Genomic DNA, 21,738 nt, shown 5'->3' on the forward strand with positions numbered 1-21,738 from the left:
CTATTGCGGCTCATTACCCTGTTGGATGCGACGGAGAGAACGTTCACGTCGAGACTCTTCTCGGGTCAAATCCAACAATGTTTCTTCGATATAAGCTAAATGTGAGTGTGACATTTCTCGTGCTTTTTCTGGCTGACCAGAAACGATCGCATCCACGATATTAGCTCGGTGCTTAGTTACTTTCTCCTCCGCTTCGGGGCGGCGGCGTAATAATTTAAAATTTTGTAAAATATTTTGCTCAAGCAAAGGCGCAAGGCTACGAACGATATGCAGCAGCACCACATTATGAGTGGCTTCGGTAATCGCTATCAAAAAGGCCATGACCGTGCTGGCTTCTGCTTCGGTATCTTTCAAGTCTTGAACTTCGCTAATTCGCGCCAAACTGGTTTGAATACGAGCAAAATCTTCATCGGTACCACGCAAAGCGGCAAAATAAGCTGAAATACCTTCCAACGCATGGCGTGCTTCCAGTAAATCTAACTGTGTTTCCGAATGACTAGACAATAAATTTAGCAGAGGATCAGAGAAACTTTGCCAGATATGTTCACTGACAAAGGTTCCGCCACCTTGGCGACGCGTCAATAAACGTTTTGCTTCTAAACGCTGTATCGCTTCACGTATCGAAGGACGAGAAACCTCGAACTGTTTTGCCAGCTCGCGCTCCGGAGGGAGTTGCTGCCCTGGGGCTAATGTTCCTTCCACAATCAACCGTTCTAACTCTTGCTCTATCACATCAGAAAGTTTCGGCTGACGAATCCTTTGATAAGCCATAATTTATTGTTCTTCTACTGGTCATTTTTTGCAGGCAATTGGTAATACCAATTTCAAGTTGGGGTAGAAATTAACATAATTAAAACGCGAGTGTCCAGTCAAAAGTTGACCCAAATCATAGAACCAGCCAAGTTAAAACACTTTGATAACAACCGCGTATTAAAACAGCAATAGTATAGGTCAGACCAATTACAAATTAAGCCTAAGTCAATAACCTAATAAGGTCGTAGCGAAAAATAATAGCAATAGAGTGACCGGACTGAGTGTAGGTGAACTCAGTCCGGAATGAGAAGTTGGCGAGGATTATTTGGCTTCTAAGCAATCAATCAGTAACTGTAAAGACTGGTTGCCACGGAATTCGTTAATGTCGAGTTTATAAGCTAAGCGTACCGTTTTCACCGAAGCATCGGGCCAACGACGGAGATCAACATTAAAAGCAATACCATCAATCATGATATTGGTTGGATGACCTTTAAATAACGGTTCAAGCATTAATTTTAAGTGTTTTTCACCGACTAATTTTTGGTGGAGAACTTTAAACTCACCGTCAAACAGTGGATCAGGGAAGGCTTGTCCCCAAGGCCCTGCGGATCTTAATAACTCAGCGGTATGCATCGAGAACTCTTCTGGAGTTAACTCACCGTCACTGAGTACGATCCCTTTTAAGCTGGCTTCATCTAACTGCAAAGCCACTTCGTGCTCAAACAGCTGACGAAAACGCGGCAAGTTAGCTTCAGCAATGGTTAACCCTGCCGCCATCGCATGACCACCGAATTTGATAATGATCCCCGGATTCTGGGTATCAATTTTATCTAAGGTATCTCGCATGTGTAAGCTAGGGATCGAGCGACAAGAACCTTTAATTAATCCGTCGCCACCATCGGCAAAGGCAATCACGGGACGGTGGTATTTGTCTTTGACCCGGGAAGCTAAAATACCGATCACCCCTTGATGCCAATCTCGTTGAAATAACACTAACCCCTGTGGCAACGCGCTATTATCGGCAAACTGAAGACGCTCACAAAACGCCAACGCTTCTTGCTTCATCCCTTCTTCGATTTCTTTACGAGTTTGATTCAGGGCATCCAATTCGCTGGCCATACGCCGCGCGGCATGAATATTGTCGGTCAACAACAGTTCAACGCCAAACGACATATCATCCAACCGCCCTGCCGCATTAATCCTTGGCCCGAGCGCAAAACCAAAATCGGCAGCCACTAGTTTTCGCGCATCGCGTTTGGCAATTTCAATTAAGGCTTGGATCCCCGGACGGGCTTTACCTGCGCGAATACGCTGTAAACCTTGATGGACTAAAATCCGATTATTGTCATCCAGCGGAACCACATCAGCCACGGTACCTAATGCCACTAAATCGATCAATTCCATAAGTTTAGGTTCAGGGATGCCGTGTTTAATAAACCATCCTGACTGACGCATATGCACGCACAGTGCCATCATTAAGTAAAACGCCACCCCTACTCCAGCAAGCGCTTTTGACGGAAACGCACACTGCTGTAGATTAGGATTCACCATGGCATCGACCTCAGGCAAGACTTGTCCGGGTAAATGGTGATCGGTGACTAAGACTTGCAAACCATGTTGCTTGGCATAACGTACCCCTTCGATGGAAGAGACGCCATTATCCACCGTCATGATCATCTCTGCGCCCATATGTAAGGCTTGATCAACCACTTCAGGACTGAGTCCATAGCCATCTTCAAAACGATTAGGGACTAAATAATCAACATTACGGCTACCCAGCATTCTCAGCGCTAATACCGACAACGCGCAACTCGTGGCCCCATCGGCATCAAAATCGCCGACAATAATGATCCGCTTTTGCTGCTCAATGGCATTCAATAGGAGTGACACGGCTAGTTCAATCCCGTGCAGACTTTGGTACGAATGCAAAGATTTAGCGCTTTTCTCTAATTGCTCAACACGAGTAATACCCCGATTAAGATAAATACGTTTCAATAAATCGGGGATACTGTCAGGCAATAGGCTTAAATCGACTTCTGGTCTTCTGTGGATCTCGATCATAAAAATAATCAGGCTTGGACATGCCAAGCCTGTTTCCTCGTAATAAACAACGTCGTGAGATTAGCCTTGTTGAAGGCGTTGCAGTAATTGAGCTGCGGGTAAGTAGCCACCGATCATCTCACCGTTTGGTAAGAACATTGCTGGCGTACCTGAAATACCCAGCTCTTGACCTAATTGATAATGTTCAGCAATGGTCTGTTTACATTGAGCGATATTCCCTTGCGGGGTTAACGTTTTGCGCTCAATTTTCACCTCGTGCATGGCTTGCTTCGGATCGCTAGCACACCACATCGCCGCCATTTGCTCGGCAACGGGACCGGCAACGCCTTGACGAGGGAATGCTAAATAACGGATGGTGATCCCCAAATCATTGTAATCTTTAATTTGGCTATGCAAACGAACACAATAACCGCAGGTCGTATCGGTAAACACACTGACGACATAGCGCTCTTGAGGCGCTTTAAATTCAATTGTGCTCGATGCAACTTGTTGTAGTTTTTGTGCATTAATCGGCGCTTGGCGCTTGGCTAACACATCGACATAACTGCCGTCATCCTTCAATGCGTATAACGTTCCAGCAATAAAATGTTTACCGTCTGGTGAGGCATATAACACGCCACCGGGCGTTTGCACTTCGACCAATCCGCTGATCTCAGAAGCAACGATAGCCGTGACATCAATACCCAATGGGGCAAAACGTTGCTCAAACCCTGCTTTATCCAAACTTGGCGTTTGCTCTTTTGATTCCTGTGCATGGCATGCCATGGTGAAAAATGGTAAAGCAAAAAGCGTCAGACGGTGTAAAACCTTCATAAATAATCCTTTCTTTTAAGCCCTTGGATGGTGCTCACTGTGTATTTGTTTGAGTCGCTCAGTCGCAACATGAGTATAAATTTGCGTGGTCGATAAGTCACTATGACCAAGCAGCATCTGTACCACGCGTAAATCGGCACCATAGTTGAGTAAATGAGTGGCAAAGGCATGACGTAAAACATGGGGAGACAGCTTTTCGACATCAATCCCAGCAATCACGGCATAATATTTAATCCGATGCCAAAAGGTCTGCCGCGTCATTTGTTGCGCACGTTTACTTGGGAAGACCACGTCAGACGTATTGTCGCCCAGTAAATGTAAACGCCCTTGAGCGATAAACGTTTCAATCCATTCAATGGCATTTTCACCCATCGGCACTAAACGCTCTTTACCACCTTTACCGACCACCCGCACCACACCTTGACGTAAGCTGATATTTTCCATGGTTAACGAAATCAGCTCAGTTACGCGCAGCCCCGTTGCATATAACAACTCTAACATGGCTTTATCACGCAACTCCAATGGATCATTAGGATCCGGCGCATTCAACAGCGCTTCGACTTGCTCTTCACTGAGATCTTTCGGTAAACGCTGTGGCAATTTAGGGCTCACCAATAAGGCACTCGGATCGTCACTACGTACTTTTTCACGATGCAAATACTGAAATAAACGACGTAACGCCGAGAGCATTCTTGCTCGTGAGGTTTGTTTATAATCTTGATCGGTTAGCCAGCTCTGATATTCCAATAACCCAGCCAAGCTGATGAAATCTAATCGGTAATCGTGTTGCTCCATCCAGAGCAATAATTTTGTGAGATCATTGCGATAAGACATCAGGGTATTTTCCGCTAATCCTCGCTCCATCCACATCGCATCTAAAAACTGCTCAACCAGTCCATGGTCTGCCGACAATTGCTTTGACACCGCTTCTTCTCATTATTTATTAGATTTAGACCTCAACTTAATACCACAAAATAGTCGCCACTCCTAGGTGGCATCTCTGGTCGAATTGGGTATAGAATTCGTCCATCGTTCTAAACCATGAATAAGATTCTATGAAAATTGGCCTATTTTACGGTTCTACCACCTGTTATACCGAAATGGCAGCGGAAAAAATGCGCGCCATTATTGGCGAAGAATTATTGACCATTCATAATGTCAAGGAGACGCCACTAAGCAAAATGCGTGATTACGACCTGCTGATTTTAGGCATCTCAACTTGGGATTTTGGTGAAATCCAAGAAGATTGGAGTGCAATATGGGATCACATCGATGGCGTACCGCTAAACGACAAGTGCGTCGCATTGTTCGGCTTAGGCGATCAAGAAGGCTATGGCGAGTGGTATCTGGATGCGATGGGGATGCTGCACGACGAGATCCAGAAGAGCGGCGCTAAGCTTATTGGCTACTGGCCTAATCATGGTTACCATTTTGATGCCTCGAAAGCACTGACCGCCGATGGCGAATATTTTGTTGGTTTAGCACTTGATGAAGATTCACAATATGAACTCAGTGATGAGCGCATAGCCAACTGGGTAGAACAAATTCTCACTGAATATCAACAGCTCAATTAAAGCGATAGCTGCTGAAAAAAATAGCGCCAATCAAATACCAATCCTGGATCGGTTTTGCGTTGCGGAGCGATATATTGATGACCGGTGATCCGCTGCTGAGTGATTGCCGGATAATGCTGTTGCAAAGCCTTTGTTAAGCGTACCAATGATTGGTATTGCGCTGAAGTATACGGGACATAATCACTGCCCTCTAACTCGATGCCTATTGAATAATCATTACACCGCGCTTGACCCGCAAAGGATGATTGTCCTGCGTGCCAAGCTCGCCCAGAAAAAGGCACAAACTGCACGACCTCGCCATCACGGCGAATCAAACAGTGAGCTGAGACCTGCATCGTCGCAATGGTGGCAAAAAATGGGTGCGCGCTCGGATCCAATTGACCGGTAAAAAACTGTTCAATATAAGGCCCTCCGAACTGCCCCGGCGGTAAACTGATGTTATGCACGACCAATAGAGAGATGGGTTGTTGCTGAGTGCGCTGATCAAAAAAAGGCGACGGAACATGTCGAGCGACTTGATACCAGCCTGCTGGGTCAATCATCAATTTCACCTTATCGATTACACAAAATCCGTGATTAGTGGCTGAATTTCACGCCTAGTCAGCGTATCATTCCGACTCCGTTCGATAGCATATTAGATTAGATTCGCGATGAAAAACACCCATAACAGCCAACAACGCCTTGATTACCTTAAACAACAGCTTCCCTTAGATATTACGCGTGCGGTACGTGATGCACTAGAAGAAGATCTTGGTGGTAGTGTCGATCCAACGGCAGATATTACCGCCAGCCTGATCCCTGCCGATGCCCATAATGTGGCAACCATTATTACTCGCGAATCGGGTGTATTTTGTGGCCAAGCTTGGGCTGATGAAGTTTTTCGACAACTTGGTGGTGAAGTAGCGATAGATTGGCATGTGCAAGATGGTGACTCGCTCGAACCCAATCAAGTATTGTGCACGCTAAGCGGCCCTGCGCGCGCACTCTTGACCGGTGAACGTAACGCGATGAATTTTATCCAAACCTTATCTGGCTGCGCTACCGTTACCGCCCAATACGTCAAGCAACTGGAAGGCACCTCGTGTCGTCTATTGGATACCCGCAAAACGCTACCGGGACTACGTAATGCCTTAAAATACGCCGTCACTTGTGGTGGGGGCTTTAACCATCGTATCGGTGTATTTGATGCTTACCTGATCAAAGAGAATCATATTATTGCTTGCGGCGGGATCACACCCGCGATCACGACTGCAAAAGCGCTTAATCCGGGCAAGCCGGTTGAAGTGGAAACCGAAAACTTAGCCGAACTCGAAGAAGCGATTCACGCTGGTGCAGATATTATTATGCTCGATAATTTTACTCTGGAGATGATGCGTGAAGCGGTGCGTATCAACGCAGGACGGGCTGCTCTGGAAAACTCAGGTAATGTTACCTTAGTGACCATTCGCGAGTACGCGCAAACGGGGGTGGATTATATTTCCGTTGGTGCATTAACCAAACATATTCAAGCGTTGGATCTCTCAATGCGCCTAAAAGGCTAAAGGTTAAGCGGGTTTTATACCCCTGAAGCATCGCCTCAGCCTATCATCGAATTGATCTCAAACCACCATTGCCTCTTTATTAATCCCGATAAACACCAATTGCCACACTGTTTATCGGGATATCTTTAACTGACTCGCAGAATTTCAGCAACGACATTTCAACGCGGATGTAAAAACTGTCGTCTGACTCGAAACACATTTGTGTGACAGTTTTATTAATGCAACCAGACACTTATCCTAATTCGGTCTCAATAACTGACCATACCCAAGGATAATTCAGTCATGAAAACTCACTATACTAAACAACAAGGCTTTACTCTAATTGAACTGATGATCGTCGTGGCGATTATTGGCGTGCTAGCGGCAGTCGCTGTACCTGCTTATAAAGATTATGTCACCAAATCTCAAGCATCCTCTGCTATTGCCACATTGAAAGCACTACAAACCCCGGCTGAACTGCATATTCAAGAGTATGGATCATTAACTGCTCTCGGTGATTTAGGCACTTCGGCAACAGCGAATGGATTAGGCACATTATCAATTGGAGAAGATAAAGAAAGCATCGTATTTACCTTCGATAAGGGTGTATTGGATACCAAGAAAATTACTTTAGAAAGAGATAAGGACACTGGCTGGACATGTAAGGCTGATAAAGAGATAACAGATTTCGACATAAAATCTTGTAACACAACAAAATCATAATTTATCAATAATTTATGCTCACCAATCTCATCGCGATTTTGCGTCAGGCGCAACTACTTAGCCTGACCCAAGAAAAAGCGCTGGTCGAACATATCCAAGCTTCTGGCGCTAGCGCGCCGGAAGCTTTGTTGGATTTAGCGATCTTCGATAGCCAAGAGCTGAGCGAACACATCAGTCAGCTGTTCGCACTGCCGATCCAAAACCTCAGCGATTATGCCTACCCAGAGCTGTGCCAACAGCTCGGATTACGTGAGTTAATCATGCGCTACCAAGCGCTACCGATTGAGAATAATGGCTTGGTACTCACCTTAGCCATGGCCGATCCGACTCATCTGCAAGCAGAAGAAGAATTTCGCTTTGCCACCGGACTCGCGATTGAAGTGGTGTTGGCAGACTATAAAGTACTACAAGGGGCTATTCGCCGCTTATACGGACGCTCATTAGCTGGACATTCTGCGCAAGGCAAAGAGATCAGCCAAGACGAGCTAGCCAGCTTAGTCGATATTTCTGATGATGAGCAGCAACAAGTCGAGGATCTTAGCCAAGATGACTCTCCAGTGAGCCGATTTATTAACCAAATCTTGCTTGATGCGGTGCGTAAAGGCGCGTCCGATATTCACTTTGAACCTTACGAGTCCCTTTATCGAGTTCGTTTACGCTGCGATGGTATTTTGGTGCAAACCCAACAACCCGCCAGCCATTTAGGCCGCCGGCTAGCGGCGCGAATTAAAATTTTAGCGAAACTGGATATCGCCGAGCGGCGCTTGCCACAAGACGGGCGAATTAAACTGCGCCTCAATGCCACCACCGCGATTGATATGCGCGTTTCCACCTTACCCACCTTATGGGGAGAAAAAATTGTCCTCCGTTTACTCGATAGCAGCGCCACCAGTTTAGATATTGACAAATTAGGCTACAACGAGATGCAAAAGCAGCTCTATCTCAATGCTCTCAAACAGCCACAAGGGATGATTTTGATGACTGGCCCGACCGGCAGCGGCAAAACCGTTTCCCTTTATACTGGGCTAAGTTTATTAAATCGTGAGCAGGTGAATATTTCTACCGCCGAAGATCCGGTCGAAATCAATCTCCCCGGCATCAATCAGGTACAAGTGCAACCGAAAATCGGTTTTGGCTTTGCTAAGGCGCTGCGTTCTTTTTTACGCCAAGATCCGGACATTGTCATGGTCGGTGAAATCCGTGATGTCGAGACCGCTGAAATTGCCGTTAAAGCTGCTCAAACCGGGCATTTAGTGCTCTCCACGTTACACACTAACTCAGCAGCAGAGACCGTGATTCGCCTGGCTAATATGGGCATTGAACCTTTTAATCTCGCTTCTTCATTAAGCTTAATCATCGCTCAGCGCTTAGCACGCCGTTTATGTCCGAACTGTAAAGTCGCCAAACAACCAAACGTAACGGAACAACAGCAGTTTGACTTATCAGCCGATGACATTCTCTACGCAGCGGATCCGAACGGTTGCAGTGAATGCACCAAAGGCTACAGTGGCCGAGTCGGCATTTATGAAGTGATGGCGTTTAATAGCCAATTAGCTGAAGCGATCATGCAGCGCGCTTCCATTACTCATATCGAAGCCATTGCTAAAGCTAATGGTATGCAAACTTTACAAGAATCTGGAATAGAAAAACTCCAACAGGGGATCACCAGCATTGAAGAGCTGCAGCGTGTTCTTTACTTCTAATCGATTGGATTTCTCGCTATGACGCTATCTAAAGCACAAGAACTGAAAAATTATCGCTGGAAAGGCATCAATAGCTCTGGCAAAAAAGTGTCAGGGCAATTTTTAGCGATCAGCGAATTGGAAGTGCGCGATAAACTCAAAGATCAACATGTGCAGATTCAAAAGATCAAAAAAAGCAACCTCTCTTTGATCACTCGTCTCACTCATCGCGCCACAAACAAAGAGATTACCCTGCTGACTCGCCAACTCTCGACCATGCTCGCGACGGGGGTCCCCATTGTTCAAGCCTTAAAGTTAGTCGCTGATAGTCATCAAAAAGCAGAAATGAAATCGATCATCACTCAAATAAGTAAAGGCGTAGCAGCAGGGACGCCGATCTCAAAAGCAATGCGTACCGCCAGTAGCCTGTTTGACCCTCTTTACGTTGATTTGGTACAAACGGGTGAACAATCGGGTAACTTGGCGGAAGTTTTTGAGCGCCTTGCCACCTATCGAGAGAAAACCGAACAACTGCGCGCCAAAGTGATCAAAGCGTTAATCTATCCAGCGATGGTGATGTTGGTTGCGCTTGGCGTCTCTTACTTAATGCTTACCATGATTATTCCTGAATTTGAGCTTATGTTTCAAGGTTTTGGTGCCGAGTTACCTTGGTTTACTCAACAAGTACTTAAACTGTCGCATCTGGTTCAAGCCTACAGCTTAGTCTTTGTACTGCTCTGCATTGCCATCGTATTCGGTTTTAAACTTATCCGTAAAAAATCGTTCCAATTCCGTTTAAAAACCAGCCGCTTAGCACTCACTATACCGATTGTTGGTTGTATACTCTGCAAAGCGTCGATCGCCAAATTTAGCCGAACCCTCGCCACCAGCTTTGCGGCTGGGACCCCGATTCTTGATAGCCTAAAAACGACCGCGAAAACCGCAGGTAATCTTCATTTTGAAACGGCTATTCAACAAGTCTACCGAGATACTGCGGCAGGCATGCCAATGTATATCGCGATGCGCAATACCGGCGCTTTCCCAGAATTGGTTCTACAAATGGTTATGATTGGCGAGGAGTCTGGTAAGCTCGATGATATGCTGAATAAAGTAGCAACGATTTATGAATTCGACGTTGATAACACCGTAGATAATTTAGGTAAAATCCTTGAACCGTTAATTATTGTCTTTCTTGGCACAGTGGTTGGTGGGCTGGTTGTGGCAATGTATTTACCTATCTTTAACTTAATGAGTGTATTGGGGTAGTATACTCACTTTCGATGTTTTATCCCCAAATCACTGAAGAAGCAGATTGGTCATGATGAGTGATAAGCTCATCGCCTTGCTAAGCGCTCATTAAATATCAATAGGCTTAGCCCACCTCACGCCTACTCTAAGTTGAAAGGGAATAACATTCCTGCTGCTAACAAGAGCACCCTAAATGGACATTTTTTACTATATACCTTGGCTATTTCCCGCCTTAGCAACGCTATTGGGGTTAATCATTGGTAGTTTTTTGAATGTGGTGATTTACCGCTTACCAACGATGATGCAACGAGAATGGCGTCAAGAATGTGCCGATGCTTTTCCTGACTATGGCATCACACCCCCTGATGGCAAGCTCACGCTCAGTACACCTCGTTCAACTTGCCCTAAATGCCATACGCCTTTGCGCATAAGAGATAATATTCCACTTATCAGTTGGCTCTGCTTGCGAGGCAAATGCGCGCACTGTTCAGCACCGATCAGCGCTCGCTATCCGGCGATTGAGCTATTAACTGCCGTGAGCAGTTTGATCATTGCTCTGCACTTTGGCTTTAGCCCTTATAGTGTGGCACTGCTGCTATTTACTTATGTGTTAATTGCCGCCACCTTCATTGATTTGGATAGTATGTTGCTGCCAGACCAATTGACTCTGCCTTTACTGTGGGCAGGGATCAGCCTAGCACTGTTGAATATTAGCCCACTCTCACTCAATGACGCCGTGATTGGAGCGATAGCAGGCTATCTTTGCTTATGGTCGATTTATTGGCTATTTAAGCTACTGACCGGTAAAGAAGGTATGGGCTATGGTGACTTTAAGTTGCTTGCCGCGCTCGGTGCTTGGTTAGGTTGGCAATTATTACCGTTAATCGTATTACTCTCTTCACTGGTCGGTTTGGTGTTTGGATTGATTCAATTGCGTTTGCAAAAACAAGGCATTAATAAAGCTTTCCCGTTTGGTCCTTACTTGGCGATTGCTGGTTGGCTGGCGATGTTGTGGGGCGATAAACTGATCGCTTGGTATCTACATTCATTAGTAGGATAACGCTCATGACGCTGATTATTGGCCTAACTGGAGGCATCGCGAGTGGTAAAACCACTGTCGCCAATCTGTTTCAAGAACATTTCTCGATTGATATCGTTGATGCCGATATCATTGCTCGGCAAGTGGTTGAAGTCGGCACTCCGGGCCTGAGCGCCATCATCGAGCACTTTGGTGAGGATATTTTACAAGACGATGGCCACTTAAACCGCAGCGCCTTGCGTGAACGAATTTTTGCCGACCCTAAAGAAAAACAATGGCTTAACGCAACGTTACACCCACTGATCAACCAACAAATGGCCGAGCAATTAAAGCTCGTTACATCGCCTTATGGTTTACTCGTTGTACCGTTATTAATTGAAAATCAATTACAATCGATGGTTGATCGCGTGTTAGTGATTGATGTAGATGAACAGACTCAAATTTCGCGCACCATGGCACGAGATAAGGTGGATGAACAACAAGCTCGAGCGATCTTAGCCGCTCAAGCAACCCGAGCTGAGCGTTTAGCGATGGCCGATGATGTGATTAAAAATGGAGCAAAAAACCGACAACTTTTGCCGCAAATCACAGAATTACATCAAAAGTATCTGGTAATGAGCGGTACAAATCGGTGAGAATACAGGTAAATCAATCAAGGCCAGTTTCATGAGCACACATAAGTTTGAACATCCGCTAAATGAAAAAACGCGCATTTATTTACGCGTCGAAGCGCTGCTCAATCAAATGGATCGAGCCTGTCAAACGGCTGACGGTATTCAGCATCAGTTGCTGTTTCGTTCTCTCTTTGACCTGCTAGATATTTTTGAGCAGATGCAACTGAAAAGTGAATTAGCAAAAGATATTGAAAAACAGCGTCAAACCTACCGACAATGGATTGATATTGACGGTGTCGACCAACAGATGCTGACTAGCCTGTTACAAGAGATTGACAGTGTTCATCGCTGCCTATTAGCCGGCGAACGCTTCGGCCAATCGCTAAAAGATGATCGATTCTTAAGTACCATTCGTCAACGATTTAACCTCCCTGGTGGCTCTTGTTGCTTTGATCTTCCCGCTCTGCATTACTGGTTGCACTTATCATCAGAACAGAAGCAACTCGATATAAAACAATGGGTTGCAACCTTACAACCCCTATCTGATGCGCTTGCATTATGGTTAAAACTCACCAGAGAAACCGGGCATTTCCGAGCACGAATGGCACAAGATGGTTTCTACCAAAGCGACGCGGAAGACGCGAATATTCTCCGTTTATCGATTCCTTTAGAGTACGGCGTCTATCCGATGATTTCTGGTCATAAAAATCGCTTTGCCATTAAGTTCATTGATTTTTCTTCTGGTAAAGCCAGCAGCCGAAATATTCCTTTTGATCTTGCGGTGTGCTGCTAAATCCGTATCCTTCTGATTTGGTTTACCTACAGGATAGTGTCATGTCAAAAAAAATCACCGTGGTAAAGTGCCCCCAATGTGGCGATGATGTGCCGTGGAGCGCGCAAAGTCCTTTCCGGCCCTTTTGTAGTAAACAGTGTCAGATGATTGATTTTGGTACTTGGGCTGATGAAGAAAATACCATTCCTGGTGCACCCGATATGTCAGATAGTGACGGTTGGTCTGAAGAGCCGCTATAAGTCTCTCAGGGATAGAGGTTTAAAATACCCACCACCCTGAAGTAAATCTGAGCATAAAAAAATCCCCAGCAGATTGGCTGGGGATTTTTTATGCTCTTATTCTACAACCAACGAATCGGTAGGTTCTGCATCAATCTCTATTTGCGTCACCCGCTGTAATCCTCTCGGTAGCAGTGCCCCTCGGCGGCCTCGCTCACCTCGGAAATTATCTAAATCCGTAGGCTTTAAGCCTAACTTTCGCTTTCCAGCGTAAAGCGTAATCGATGATCCAGACGGAATAGCCAGCAAATGAGAAACCACTTCTTCTCGCGCTTTCGCTTTCGCACTAGGAATATTAATGATCTTATTGCCTTTACCTTTGCTTAATTGCGGCAGATCTTTGATTGGAAATAGCAGCATTCGTCCCTGATTGGTCACCGCTAAAATCTCATCATGTTGCAGATCATTGACGGCTTGTGGTGCCAGTAACTCAGAGTTATTCGGCAAATTCACTAAAGCTTTACCACTGCGATTTTTCGATAACAGATCCGAACCTTTACACACAAAACCATAACCGGCATCAGAACCGACCAACCATAGCTGATCGTCTTCACCCATAATTACTTGGCGAATCGAACTGCCTTCAGTAATGTTCAACCGTCCGGTAATCGGCTCTCCCTGACCACGAGCAGAAGGCAGAGTATGTGCTTCTAATGAGTAACTACGCCCATCACTGCCTAAAAAAGCCACCTGTTGATTGCTCTTCCCGCAAGCATGCGCGAGGTAGTTATCACCGGATTTATAGTTCAAGCTATGGCAATCAACCTCATGCCCTTTGGCATGACGTACCCAGCCTTTCTCTGAGATCACTACAGTGATCATTTCATTAGGCATTAGATCACGTTCGGTTAAGGCTTTGGCCTCTGCACGCTCAACAATCGGTGAGCGGCGATCATCACCGTATTTTTCCGCATCCGCTTTTAATTCTTTCTTGAGTAGCGTGTTCAAGCGTCGCTCAGAACCGAGCAACTCTTCTAATTTAGCGCGCTCTTTATCCAAAGCATCTTGCTCACCACGAATTTTGACTTCTTCAAGTTTTGCTAAATGGCGCAGTTTGGTGTCTAAAATTGCATCGGCTTGAATGTCGCTAATCCCGAACCGCTCCATCAAGATGCCTTTGGGTTCATCTTCTTGACGAATGATCTCTATCACTTCGTCAATATTGAGATAAGCAATCAACAAACCTTGTAGGATATGTAAGCGAGCCAAAACCTTATCAAGACGATATTGCAAACGAGCGCGCACCGTTTCACGGCGAAATTCAATCCATTCACTCAGAATCTGCGTTAAGCCTTTGACTTCAGGGCGATTGTTCAGGCCAATCATATTGAGGTTAACCCGAAAACTCTTTTCTAAATCAGTTGAAGCGAATAAATGATTCATCAAAGTATCGCAATCAACTCGACTTGAGCGCGGTACAATCACTATCCGTGTTGGGTTTTCGTGATCCGATTCATCGCGTAAATCTTCCACCATCGGCAGCTTTTTAGCGCGCATTTGCCCAGCGATTTGCTCCAACAGTTTCGCACCAGAGACTTGGTGCGGCAGCGCTGAAATAACGATATCCGAGCCTTCTTTATGCCATACCGCACGCATTTTGATGCTACCACGCCCGGTTTGATAGATTTTTTCTAAATCAGACGGTGGTGAAATTATTTCCGCTTCGGTTGGAAAATCAGGCCCTTTGACATACTGCATCAAGTCAATAAGACTGGCAGAAGGATGCTCGATGAGGTGAATCGTCGCCTCAACGACTTCACGGACATTATGGGGCGGAATATCGGTTGCCATACCAACAGCAATGCCGGTAACCCCATTAAGCAAAATATGTGGTAAGCGAGCCGGTAACATTTTCGGCTCTTGCATGGTGCCATCAAAGTTAGGCTGCCATTCCACCGTACCTTGGCCTAATTCACCCAATAGCACTTCGGCAAATTTAGACAACTTAGCTTCGGTATAACGCATCGCGGCGAACGATTTAGGATCATCCGGAGCCCCCCAGTTGCCTTGACCATCAACCAGTGGGTAACGATAAGAAAACGGCTGTGCCATCAATACCATGGCTTCATAACAGGCCGAATCGCCATGAGGATGATACTTACCCAGTACATCACCGACGGTTCGTGCCGATTTTTTGTATTTCGCTGATGCCGACAACCCCAGCTCAGACATGGCGTAAATGATCCGCCGCTGAACCGGCTTTAAACCATCGCCGATATAAGGTAAGGCACGGTCCATAATCACATACATAGAGTAATTGAGATAGGCGTCCTCGGTAAACTTGCGCAGCGGTAACTGTTCTACGCCCTCAAAACTGATTTCACTCGACATTCTATTGTACCTCGGCCATATCACCATTGCGTTGTAACCAACTGCGCCGATCGTCCGCGCGTTTTTTACCCAGCAACATATCCATCATTTCATCGGTCTCTTTATCGTCATCAATGGTTAACTGCACTAAACGACGGGTGTTCGGATCCATGGTGGTCTCACGTAATTGCAGAGGATTCATCTCCCCCAAGCCTTTAAAACGTTGGACGTTGATTTTGGCTTTTTTACTACTGAGACGTTCGATGATTGCCTTTTTTTCATTGTCATCAAGTGCATAGTGCACTTCTTTACCGCAATCAATCCGATACAGTGGCGGCATCGCCACATAGACGTGACCGGCACGAACCAAGGCACGGAAATGGCGAGTGAATAAGGCGCACAGCAATGTCGCAATGTGTAACCCATCGGAGTCCGCATCGGCTAAAATACAGACTTTACCGTAACGCAGCGCCTCTAAATCATCATTATCAGGGTCAATCCCCAAGGCGACAGAAATATCATGTACCTCTTGTGAAGCCAGCACTTGATCAGCCGAGACTTCCCAAGTATTAAGGATTTTACCGCGCAGTGGCATGATGGCTTGAAACTCACGGTTTCGCGCCTGTTTGGCACTGCCACCCGCCGAATCCCCTTCGACCAGAAACAGTTCTGTGCGGCTGAGATCTTGCTGAGAACAATCGGTTAACTTACCAGGCAGCGCAGGACCAGAAGCGATTTTCTTACGCACCACTTTTTTACTCGCGCGCATCCGGCGATGAGCATTGCTGATACACACTTCTGCCAATAGCTCAGCCAATTGTGGCTTTTCATTCAACCATAAGCTAAACGAATCTTTAACAACACTGGCAACAAACGAGGCGGTTTGGCGAGAAGAGAGTCGCTCTTTGGTTTGTCCTGCGAATTGTGGATCCTGCATTTTTATCGATAAGACATAGGCGCAGCGATCGAATACGTCCTCACCGGTAAGTTTGACTCCACGCGGCAACAAATTACGAAATTCACAAAATTCACGCATCGCATCAAGCAGCCCTTGGCGTAAACCATTAACGTGCGTACCACCTTGTGGAGTAGGAATTAAGTTCACGTAGCTTTCGGTAATTAAATCGCCACCTTCCGGTAACCAAATGACTGCCCAGTTTGCGGCTTCTGTCTCGGTTTTAAACTCGCCCGTAAACGGCTCTTCAGGCAATAAGGTATAACCTTTTACCCCTTCGGCAAGATAGTCTTTCAAACCGTCTTCATACAGCCAACGATACTCGTTATTGTTCACTTTATCGGTGAAAGTAATTTCTAGACCGGGGCAAAGTACGGCTTTGGCGCGTAAATTATTGACCAAACGCGAGACGGAAAAATTGGCAGAATCAAAATAACGCGCTTCTGGCCAAAAATGCACCGAAGTACCACGATTACGACGTCCACAAGTCCCAGTGACCGTTAAATCAGAGACTTTTTCACCATGTTCAAAGGCAATGTCATACACCTGACCGTCACGGCGAACCGTCACTTCAACCCGTTTAGAAAGGGCGTTAACCACCGAAATCCCCACCCCGTGTAAACCACCAGAAAATTGGTAGCTTTTATTGGAGAATTTACCGCCAGCGTGAAGCTTACATAAAATAAGTTCAACCCCAGAAACGTTCTCTTCAGGATGAATGTCTACGGGCATACCACGCCCATCATCAATCACCTCTAGTGATTGATCAGCGTGAAGTATCACCTGAACCTTGGTGGCGTATCCGGCCAACGCTTCATCGACACTGTTATCGATGACTTCTTGCCCAAGATGATTGGGACGCGTGGTATCCGTATACATCCCGGGACGGCGACGTACTGGTTCTAAGCCATTGAGAACTTCGATGGCTCCAGCATTATATTGTTCAGTCATAATACGGAATGCTTTTATCGATAAATGATTGGTAACTTTACTACCCATTAAGGATTTACGCTTGAATTATCCACCAAAAAGCAGATTTGGTGATAAAACACAGCAGCTCAATGGAGCAAGAACAAGACAGACATAGTCTGGAAGAGCCCCTTCGATGTCAAGTGACATCCGTAAGCCTAAGGTAAAATTATGACTTTTCGCGCATGATGACAGCGAATTTATAAGTGCAGAAAATCGATGATTGCCGACGGATAGCGCTCAAAACCAACAAAACTATGATCACCACCGTCTTCAACCGTCTGGCGAGCATGACGATATTTCTCTACCGCTTGTCGATAATCGAGCACTTCATCACCCGTTTGCTGTAATAGCCAAAAATGCTCAGGATGATCAATCGAGTCAATCTCTAGCGCTTTTAATTCATCAATATGATCAACCGTCAGCAGGTAACGTTGTTGAGTATACGGATTCTGCTGCTCACCAAGAAAATTACGCAGTAATTCATACGGTTTCACCGCTGGATTCACCAACACCGCAGGAACCGTATAGTGCGCATTAAGCCAAGTGGCTAAATAGCCACCTAATGAACTTCCCACCAGACCAATCTGATAATCGGCTTGATAAGACTCCATTAAATTACGTAACTGTTCAGCGGCTTGCTGTGGAAAAGGCGCTAATTTAGGGATAACGACCTTGATATCCGGCCGTTGCTGAGCACAATACTGCTGGATCACCTGAGCTTTGTGTGAAAGCGGTGAGCTGTTAAAACCATGTATATACAGCAGTAGCGAAGAGCGCACACCCATATTAATACCCATTTGAAGTAAAGTCCGGCACAAAGGCTCCGCGTGCTAATCGTTTGACCTGCGTTGTCACTTGACCATCAGCGTACAATTCAAGCTCACGCCAACCAGGAGAGCATTGATCTAACGCGAAATCATCGGAATTCGGTTTAAACTGTACACACGTTGACGGACTTGCCATTACTTTTACCCCGGCGAAAGTGCGGTCCATATCTTGATGAACGTGACCACACAAAACGGCTCGTGCGTTTTGATGTCGCTGAATGACGCTCCAAAATGCATCACTGTCTTTTAAGGTATGTTGATCAAGCCAAGCACTGCCCACTAACAGAGGATGATGATGCAATAAAATCAACGCATAGCGATCTGGATGTTGAGCGAGTTTTTCATCTAATAGATTCAGTTGGTAATCACTGAGACGGCCATGCGGCACGCCAACGACTTGAGAGTCGAGTAAAATCATTTGCCAGTGCTTCCCAAGCAAGACATGCTCGGGGGCATGCAGTTGTGAAGACGGCATAACACTACCCATGTTGGGTTTATAATCATGATTACCCGGTAACCAAAAGCACGCTTTTTGCAAGGCGCTGATCTCAGAAGCAAAACGCTGATAAGACTCCGCGCTATGATCTTGTGAAATATCGCCAGTAGCAAGCAGAGCATCAAAAGCAACCTTTTGCTCAATAATCGCTTGCACAATGGCATGAAAACTGTCTGCTGTATTCACACTAAGTAAACAACCGTCATCAGCCGCAAACAGGTGCGTGTCCGTGATCTGAACAAGCTTAATATTGTCTGATGGGTCTAAACTGGGCGACACGTTCAAATTGATAAACCTAATGCTATGAATAGTTAATATTAATCGGCGCTCGGCTAATGCCTTGTTTCAAACAGAAGGTGAGCCAATCACCTAAAAAACGGTTGATTTGTGCTTTCTCATCTTTTTGCACCATCTTATGGTTAGGATACTCATAACGAGCCGCAATACGCGTTAATTGATCGCTAGCACACACTTCAGCAACTCGTGCATCGTGATACAGCCTGACAGACATCACGGGTAATGAAAACGTTGAAATATCATCACTTTGACAAATTTCCACCAAAGTTGTGTACTTTGTGACCTCGAGCACTTGTAACTGATAAATCAGATCAGCCGCTTGATAACAACGGACTTCACCCACACTCGCTGGTTTTGGCAGCAGAGCATTGAGTTTTGCGTAATTGGTTTCATAAGTTCGCATCAGATCCGCAAGATCCACATGATACGGCTTAGTGGCTATCGATCTGCGCATGAGGTTATCAACTCCGCCATTGAGATTGTAATTGCTGATGATGCAACTCTAACCATTGTAGTGCGATTATTGAGGCACCATTCTCAATTTGGCCATCTTTGATCCATTGATAAGCTTGCTGACGACTGAGTACATGCACTTTAATATCTTCACCTTCAGTGTCCAAACCATGCACACCTCCCGCCAGTGTAGTATCTACTTCACCAATGTAGACATCGAGTTTCTCAGAACATCCCCCTGAAGAAGGGTAATAACTGGTGATTTTTTCTAATCTTGCCACCGAGATCCCAGCCTCTTCGAATGCTTCACGACGTACAACGTCCTGCGCATCCTCACCCGGTTCAATCATGCCTGCGATAATTTCTTTCTGCCATGGCTGATCATGTTCTAGTGCCCCGACCCGGATCTGCTCAATGATCACTACTTCATCACGTTGAGGATCATAAGCTAACAGCGCCGCGGCGTGACCACGCTCGAACATTTCTCGCTCGATCGTCTCACTCCACCCACCTTGGAATAATCGATGCTTAAATTGGTATTTAACCATGCGAAAAAAACCTTGGAACAGTGTCTTTTTTGAGACAATCTGCAGATCATTAACGCTAAAGTGGTCTTTTTCTTGGTTTGTGGGTTGCATAGCCATTCCTTCTCGGTGAATCTATTAGTTTACTCATGAAGGTTTACGACTGCCAACGACATTGCTCAACTTTTTGTATAAAAGTTATGTTTTTTTTTAAGTGATTGCTCTTTTATCATGATAGATAGCTGATTAAATAAACTTTTTTGTGTAATGAACCATTCGCAAGCTCTGTCACTGGTTGGTTAATACATTAATTTATATTGCACAAGTGGATAATTAAGTGTAAAAAAGTGCAAACTTTCGCATGAAATACCAACAATTTGAGTTACACTCTGTCAACGTAACTCCTTTCATATCTAGGCAGGAATAGGACCGATGAAAAAACTGCTTCCTTTTTTAGTGAGTGCAACCCTTGGTAGCTTTAGTATTAACGCATGGGCCGATGATCTTGCACAAATTTATGATCAAGCAAAACAAAATGATCCGCAATTGCTCAGTGCTGCTGCTCGTCGTGAAGCCGCTTTTGAAGCAATCAATTCGAGCCGTAGTTCGTTGTTACCACAGATTAATTTAACGGCTGGGTATAACCTCACTCGTAGCGATGTTGATGCGCGCGATAGCGATCGCCTATCAGCAGGCATCAGTTTTGCTCAAGAACTGTATAACCGCTCAAGTTGGGTATCATTAGATACTACTGAGAAACAAGCTCGCCAAGCCGATGCACAATACGCCGCCGTACAACAAGGATTGATGTTGCGCGTCGCTCAAGCCTACTTCGAAGTGTTGAGTGCACAAGATAACTTAGAATTTGTCCGTGCCGAAAAAGCCGCTGTGGCACGTCAGTTAGAACAAACTAAGCAGCGTTTTGACGTTGGGCTCTCAGCCATTACGGATGTCCATGATGCACAAGCGCAATACGATAGCGTTTTAGCGCAAGAAGTTTTAGCGGATAACACCTTAATCAATAGCTATGAATCATTAAGAGAAATTACTGGTCAAGGCTATTCACAATTAAGCATTCTTGATACTCAACGCTTTTCAGCCAGCCGTAATACGGAATCAATGCAGGCATTGATCGAGCGAGCTCAGCAACAAAACTTAGCCTTGCTTTCTTCGCGTATTGCTCAAGATGTGGCAAAAGATAATATCGCTCTCGCCAGTTCCGGTCATTTACCGTCGTTGAAGTTAAACGGTGGTTATAATTATGCGCGTGAGTCGAATAGCAATAATTCCGCGAATAATACCGATTTTAACGATTTTACCATTGGGCTAAATCTCAATGTTCCGCTGTATACGGGTGGTAACGTAACGTCATTAACCAAACAAGCCGAACATGCGTTTGTCACCGCAAGCCAAGACTTAGAAGCGACCTTCCGCAGCGTGGTCAAAGATGTGCGCGCCTATAACAACAATATCAACGCTTCAATTGGCGCATTACGTGCTTATGAACAATCGGTGATTTCCGCTCGTTCTGCCCTAGAAGCAACCGAAGCCGGTTTTGAAGTTGGTACTCGGACGATTGTTGATGTATTAGATGCAACGCGACGTCTGTATGACGCTAACCGTAATCTCTCTTCAGCGCGCTACGATTATATTTTGAATCGTCTACAACTTAGTCAAGCAATTGGCTCTCTCAGCGAACAAGATATTCTCGATATCAATGCTGGACTACAACGCGTGAGTCGATAAAGCAATCCCAAAATGAAATAAGGGGCTTCAATTGAAGCCCCTTATTTTTATGCGCTTACG

The 21,738-nt window shown here is 45.5% G+C and carries 21 protein-coding genes; 10 read left to right on the forward strand and 11 right to left on the reverse strand.

Annotated elements, in window-relative coordinates; all coding sequences use genetic code 11:
• The 4 genes from pdhR to xerD all read right to left on the reverse strand — a co-directional run bounded on the left by pdhR (position 1) and on the right by xerD (position 4,551).
• Positions 1-771 carry a pyruvate dehydrogenase complex transcriptional repressor PdhR gene (gene pdhR, locus FKQ60_RS08425; protein ID WP_004394247.1) on the reverse strand — a complete coding sequence of 257 codons (771 nt, stop codon included), beginning with the start codon at positions 769-771 and terminating at the stop codon, positions 1-3.
• Between the two features lie 303 nt (positions 772-1,074).
• Positions 1,075-2,814 carry a single-stranded-DNA-specific exonuclease RecJ gene (gene recJ / locus FKQ60_RS08430; protein ID WP_158139070.1) on the reverse strand — a complete coding sequence of 580 codons (1,740 nt, stop codon included), beginning with the start codon at positions 2,812-2,814 and terminating at the stop codon, positions 1,075-1,077.
• A 60-nt stretch (positions 2,815-2,874) separates the two neighbouring features.
• Positions 2,875-3,627, reverse strand: coding sequence for a thioredoxin fold domain-containing protein (locus FKQ60_RS08435; protein WP_170906300.1), 753 nt, complete (start codon positions 3,625-3,627; stop codon positions 2,875-2,877).
• A 15-nt stretch (positions 3,628-3,642) separates the two neighbouring features.
• Positions 3,643-4,551, reverse strand: a complete 909-nt coding sequence (gene xerD, locus FKQ60_RS08440) for a site-specific tyrosine recombinase XerD (RefSeq protein WP_004394254.1) — start codon at positions 4,549-4,551, stop codon at positions 3,643-3,645.
• 131 nt (positions 4,552-4,682) lie between these two features.
• Between xerD and fldB the strand changes: the two genes are divergently transcribed.
• Positions 4,683-5,201 carry a flavodoxin FldB gene (fldB, locus tag FKQ60_RS08445; protein WP_004394255.1) on the forward strand — a complete coding sequence of 173 codons (519 nt, stop codon included), beginning with the start codon at positions 4,683-4,685 and terminating at the stop codon, positions 5,199-5,201.
• On the opposite strand, the gene ampD is transcribed toward fldB, so the two are convergent.
• On the reverse strand, positions 5,198-5,743 hold the full coding sequence (gene ampD / locus FKQ60_RS08450; protein WP_040903815.1) for a 1,6-anhydro-N-acetylmuramyl-L-alanine amidase AmpD: 546 nt from the start codon (positions 5,741-5,743) through the stop codon (positions 5,198-5,200). The genes fldB and ampD overlap by 4 nt on opposite strands.
• 108 nt (positions 5,744-5,851) lie before the next feature.
• Here ampD and nadC point away from each other — a divergent pair, with 108 nt between their 5' ends.
• From nadC to yacG, 8 genes are all read left to right on the forward strand, one after another.
• On the forward strand, positions 5,852-6,742 hold the full coding sequence (gene nadC / locus FKQ60_RS08455; protein ID WP_004394257.1) for a carboxylating nicotinate-nucleotide diphosphorylase: 891 nt from the start codon (positions 5,852-5,854) through the stop codon (positions 6,740-6,742).
• 282 nt (positions 6,743-7,024) lie between these two features.
• Positions 7,025-7,444, forward strand: coding sequence for a pilin (locus FKQ60_RS08460; RefSeq protein ID WP_004394258.1), 420 nt, complete (start codon positions 7,025-7,027; stop codon positions 7,442-7,444).
• 14 nt (positions 7,445-7,458) lie between these two features.
• Entirely contained in the window at positions 7,459-9,147 is a 1,689-nt protein-coding gene (gene pilB / locus FKQ60_RS08465; RefSeq protein ID WP_004394260.1) for a type IV-A pilus assembly ATPase PilB, read from the forward strand.
• Positions 9,148-9,165: 18 nt separating this feature from the next.
• Complete coding sequence (locus FKQ60_RS08470; RefSeq protein ID WP_170906301.1) at positions 9,166-10,392, forward strand: type II secretion system F family protein; 1,227 nt, start codon at positions 9,166-9,168, stop codon at positions 10,390-10,392.
• A 175-nt stretch (positions 10,393-10,567) separates the two neighbouring features.
• Positions 10,568-11,434: an A24 family peptidase gene (locus tag FKQ60_RS08475; RefSeq protein WP_004394263.1), complete on the forward strand. Its 867-nt coding sequence runs from the start codon at positions 10,568-10,570 to the stop codon at positions 11,432-11,434.
• Positions 11,435-11,439: 5 nt separating this feature from the next.
• Positions 11,440-12,048: a dephospho-CoA kinase gene (coaE, locus tag FKQ60_RS08480; RefSeq protein WP_158138885.1), complete on the forward strand. Its 609-nt coding sequence runs from the start codon at positions 11,440-11,442 to the stop codon at positions 12,046-12,048.
• A 31-nt stretch (positions 12,049-12,079) separates the two neighbouring features.
• A complete protein-coding gene (gene zapD, locus FKQ60_RS08485; RefSeq protein WP_004394266.1) occupies positions 12,080-12,820 on the forward strand; it encodes a cell division protein ZapD in 741 nt (246 codons plus the stop codon).
• A 41-nt stretch (positions 12,821-12,861) separates the two neighbouring features.
• A complete protein-coding gene (gene yacG, locus FKQ60_RS08490; RefSeq protein WP_040903818.1) occupies positions 12,862-13,059 on the forward strand; it encodes a DNA gyrase inhibitor YacG in 198 nt (65 codons plus the stop codon).
• A gap of 96 nt (positions 13,060-13,155) precedes the next feature.
• On the opposite strand, the gene parC is transcribed toward yacG, so the two are convergent.
• From parC to nudF, 6 genes are all read right to left on the reverse strand, one after another.
• Positions 13,156-15,429 carry a DNA topoisomerase IV subunit A gene (gene parC / locus FKQ60_RS08495; RefSeq protein ID WP_158138887.1) on the reverse strand — a complete coding sequence of 758 codons (2,274 nt, stop codon included), beginning with the start codon at positions 15,427-15,429 and terminating at the stop codon, positions 13,156-13,158.
• A 1-nt stretch (position 15,430) separates the two neighbouring features.
• On the reverse strand, positions 15,431-17,314 hold the full coding sequence (parE, locus tag FKQ60_RS08500; RefSeq protein ID WP_040903866.1) for a DNA topoisomerase IV subunit B: 1,884 nt from the start codon (positions 17,312-17,314) through the stop codon (positions 15,431-15,433).
• Between the two features lie 218 nt (positions 17,315-17,532).
• A complete protein-coding gene (gene yqiA, locus FKQ60_RS08505; protein WP_154170737.1) occupies positions 17,533-18,120 on the reverse strand; it encodes an esterase YqiA in 588 nt (195 codons plus the stop codon).
• Position 18,121: 1 nt separating this feature from the next.
• The gene (cpdA, locus tag FKQ60_RS08510) at positions 18,122-18,943 is read right to left on the reverse strand and encodes a 3',5'-cyclic-AMP phosphodiesterase (RefSeq protein ID WP_154170148.1); all 822 of its coding nucleotides are present in this window, start codon (positions 18,941-18,943) and stop codon (positions 18,122-18,124) included.
• Positions 18,944-18,959: 16 nt separating this feature from the next.
• On the reverse strand, positions 18,960-19,409 hold the full coding sequence (locus FKQ60_RS08515; protein ID WP_154170146.1) for a DUF1249 family protein: 450 nt from the start codon (positions 19,407-19,409) through the stop codon (positions 18,960-18,962).
• A 7-nt stretch (positions 19,410-19,416) separates the two neighbouring features.
• Complete coding sequence (gene nudF, locus FKQ60_RS08520) at positions 19,417-20,046, reverse strand: ADP-ribose diphosphatase (RefSeq protein WP_154170144.1); 630 nt, start codon at positions 20,044-20,046, stop codon at positions 19,417-19,419.
• Between the two features lie 318 nt (positions 20,047-20,364).
• On the opposite strand from nudF, the gene tolC reads away from it, so the two are divergent.
• A complete protein-coding gene (gene tolC / locus FKQ60_RS08525; protein ID WP_154170142.1) occupies positions 20,365-21,678 on the forward strand; it encodes an outer membrane channel protein TolC in 1,314 nt (437 codons plus the stop codon).
• The last annotated feature ends 60 nt before the right edge of the window (positions 21,679-21,738 follow it).

The sequence above is a fragment of the Vibrio sp. A11 genome (assembly GCF_013048705.1).
Taxonomy (GTDB): Bacteria; Pseudomonadota; Gammaproteobacteria; order Enterobacterales; family Vibrionaceae; genus Vibrio; species Vibrio metschnikovii.

Bases quoted from the DNA above. Each gene is read 5' to 3' on its own strand.
- yacG (WP_040903818.1), top strand. From the start codon at position 12,862: ATGTCAAAAAAAATCACCGTGGTAAAGTGCCCCCAATGTGGCGATGAT.
- FKQ60_RS08435 (WP_170906300.1), bottom strand. From the start codon at position 3,627: ATGAAGGTTTTACACCGTCTGACGCTTTTTGCTTTACCATTTTTCACC.
- recJ (WP_158139070.1), bottom strand. From the start codon at position 2,814: ATGATCGAGATCCACAGAAGACCAGAAGTCGATTTAAGCCTATTGCCT.
- FKQ60_RS08460 (WP_004394258.1), top strand. From the start codon at position 7,025: ATGAAAACTCACTATACTAAACAACAAGGCTTTACTCTAATTGAACTG.
- yqiA (WP_154170737.1), bottom strand. From the start codon at position 18,120: ATGGGTGTGCGCTCTTCGCTACTGCTGTATATACATGGTTTTAACAGC.
- nadC (WP_004394257.1), top strand. From the start codon at position 5,852: ATGAAAAACACCCATAACAGCCAACAACGCCTTGATTACCTTAAACAA.
- coaE (WP_158138885.1), top strand. From the start codon at position 11,440: ATGACGCTGATTATTGGCCTAACTGGAGGCATCGCGAGTGGTAAAACC.
- FKQ60_RS08515 (WP_154170146.1), bottom strand. From the start codon at position 19,409: ATGCGCAGATCGATAGCCACTAAGCCGTATCATGTGGATCTTGCGGAT.
- parC (WP_158138887.1), bottom strand. From the start codon at position 15,429: ATGTCGAGTGAAATCAGTTTTGAGGGCGTAGAACAGTTACCGCTGCGC.
- FKQ60_RS08470 (WP_170906301.1), top strand. From the start codon at position 9,166: ATGACGCTATCTAAAGCACAAGAACTGAAAAATTATCGCTGGAAAGGC.
- zapD (WP_004394266.1), top strand. From the start codon at position 12,080: ATGAGCACACATAAGTTTGAACATCCGCTAAATGAAAAAACGCGCATT.
- ampD (WP_040903815.1), bottom strand. From the start codon at position 5,743: ATGATTGACCCAGCAGGCTGGTATCAAGTCGCTCGACATGTTCCGTCG.
- pilB (WP_004394260.1), top strand. From the start codon at position 7,459: ATGCTCACCAATCTCATCGCGATTTTGCGTCAGGCGCAACTACTTAGC.
- fldB (WP_004394255.1), top strand. From the start codon at position 4,683: ATGAAAATTGGCCTATTTTACGGTTCTACCACCTGTTATACCGAAATG.
- FKQ60_RS08475 (WP_004394263.1), top strand. From the start codon at position 10,568: ATGGACATTTTTTACTATATACCTTGGCTATTTCCCGCCTTAGCAACG.
- pdhR (WP_004394247.1), bottom strand. From the start codon at position 771: ATGGCTTATCAAAGGATTCGTCAGCCGAAACTTTCTGATGTGATAGAG.
- tolC (WP_154170142.1), top strand. From the start codon at position 20,365: ATGAAAAAACTGCTTCCTTTTTTAGTGAGTGCAACCCTTGGTAGCTTT.
- parE (WP_040903866.1), bottom strand. From the start codon at position 17,314: ATGACTGAACAATATAATGCTGGAGCCATCGAAGTTCTCAATGGCTTA.
- nudF (WP_154170144.1), bottom strand. From the start codon at position 20,046: ATGCAACCCACAAACCAAGAAAAAGACCACTTTAGCGTTAATGATCTG.